At 39.0% G+C, this 1,898-nt stretch carries 2 protein-coding genes; both read right to left on the reverse strand.

All coding sequences use genetic code 11. From position 1 onward, the window contains the following. Positions 1-127: 127 nt before the first annotated feature. Positions 128-1,366, reverse strand: a complete 1,239-nt coding sequence (ltrA, locus tag ACQKIM_RS28035; protein ID WP_427550233.1) for a group II intron reverse transcriptase/maturase — start codon at positions 1,364-1,366, stop codon at positions 128-130. Between the two features lie 27 nt (positions 1,367-1,393). Next, a complete protein-coding gene (locus ACQKIM_RS28040) occupies positions 1,394-1,537 on the reverse strand; it encodes a hypothetical protein (RefSeq protein ID WP_427550236.1) in 144 nt (47 codons plus the stop codon). Positions 1,538-1,898: the final 361 nt, after the last annotated feature.

The raw sequence follows: 1,898 nt of genomic DNA on the forward strand, positions 1-1,898 counted from the left end.
AGTAGGAGACTAGCCATTAATTGACTAGTCGACCTCTCAGTCGAGTAGCCAATGGGGTTTTCACCCAAAGGCTCTCACAGAACCGTACGTGAACCTCTCGATTCATACGGCTCTTATCATTCAACCATTAAGGAAACATTCCAAGAGCCCAATGAGCAAACATTCTGGGCTCTCTTTTTGCAAGTTTATTGAGCCAATCTTTTGCACGCTTTTTATGTCCTCTGAACCTTTTAAATTTACACATTGCCCACTTAACTAATCTTCGATTTACACAGTCAATAGAATACCGTACTGCTGATGGATTGTATTTCATGAAATAATTTAGCCATCCTCTAATAGTTGGATTTATCATTTCAGCTATTATTTCAATTTTACTTCCTGTAAAGCTATGTATTCTCATTGCTTTAATTTTATCTCTGAAAGATTTTGTGGACTTTTTACTTACTGATGGCAGAAAATTAAATTGCAACCTTCCTGTTCGGTCTTTAATAAAAGTTTTACGGAACGTATAACCTAGAAAGTCGAACTCTGTGACAGAATATTCCTTTTCTCTTTCCTTATCCTTGCAATATATAATCTTTGTTTTCTCTGGATGTAGTTCTAGCTTGCACTCTTTCATCCTTTGATTTAATCTAGCTAAAATCTCCATTGCTTCTGCTTCGGTCTTACAATGTATAATAGCATCATCTGCATATCGCTCAAATGGTGCTTCAGGATTTGTTCCAACCATCCATGTATCAAAGGCATAATGCAAAAACAGATTCGCTAGAACAGGACTTATTACACCACCTTGCGGTGTACCACAGTTTCGTTCAATCTTTTCTTCTTTTGAATTGATAAATGGCGCTTTGAGCCATCTTTCAATGTACATCAGTATCCAAGGTTCATTTACATGCTTTCGTACTGCTCGCATTAGTAATTCATGATCGATATTGTCGAACAGTCCTTTAATGTCGAGCTCTAATACATAATCATATTTCCAACACATCTTTCTTGCTTGCCCAATTGCATCTAATGCGGATTTATTTGGTCTGTATCCATAAGAATTTTCATGAAACAGTGGCTCCACTTTCGGTTCAAAATACATCTTAACCACCATTTGCGCTATTCTGTCGCTGACAGTCGGAATCCCTAAACCTCGCTTCCCACCTGTTTTCTTCGGTATTTCAACTAGCTTTACTGGTGGTGGAAAATAACATCCCGAGCTCATTCTATTCCATATTTTATAAAGGTTTTCTTTGAGGTTCTCTTCAAACTCTTTAATATCTTGACCGTCAATCCCAGCGCTTCCACGATTTGCCTTGACTCTTTTAAACGCATCCAGTACAACATGTTTTGAAATCTTATATGGTTTACTCTCTTCCATCAAATCCTCCTGTTTTACCAGTTGTTCTCAGTTTTCAAGTTGAATGATGATGTCCCTTCGCTCCATTGCCGTTACAGTAACTTCCTCACTACTACGAACATCTCCGCCCCTATCATCTCGCCTCGCTATTTCGACCTCGCATTTCTGTGCTTGTATCTTTTCACTTACCATCGAGATGCAGGTTCCTGTGTTTCACATTAGAGCCTGATATACACTCATGCCACCTTAATACCGTTTGCCAAGTAGACAGCTTTCCAGGTTATCTTCTACTCTTATCCTTGCCTAGTGGTGAAAAACAAGTTTTGACAAAGTTTTACGTTATCGATACTTCTTCAGTGGTTCACTTGCGTTCATCTTTGTATATCTCACATGATTGATTTATTTCAACCTTTTCCCTAGACGCTCACCACCACAACTCTTTATTGCAGCAGCTTAGGGTTGTTTGATAGATTTGCCTGTTTCAATCTCTATCGAGGGGCCTTTCCTCATCTCTAATGTGCCTTTGCACAGCACACCACCACCGTACGTACGG

Source organism: Lysinibacillus sp. NPDC047702, from assembly GCF_050272555.1.
Taxonomy (GTDB): Bacteria; Bacillota; Bacilli; order Bacillales_A; family Planococcaceae; genus Lysinibacillus.

What these genes read in the sequence shown, in the direction of transcription:
- ACQKIM_RS28040 (WP_427550236.1), bottom strand. Translation starts at nt 1,537, where the DNA reads ATGGTAAGTGAAAAGATACAAGCACAGAAATGCGAGGTCGAAATAGCG.
- ltrA (WP_427550233.1), bottom strand. Translation starts at nt 1,366, where the DNA reads ATGGAAGAGAGTAAACCATATAAGATTTCAAAACATGTTGTACTGGAT.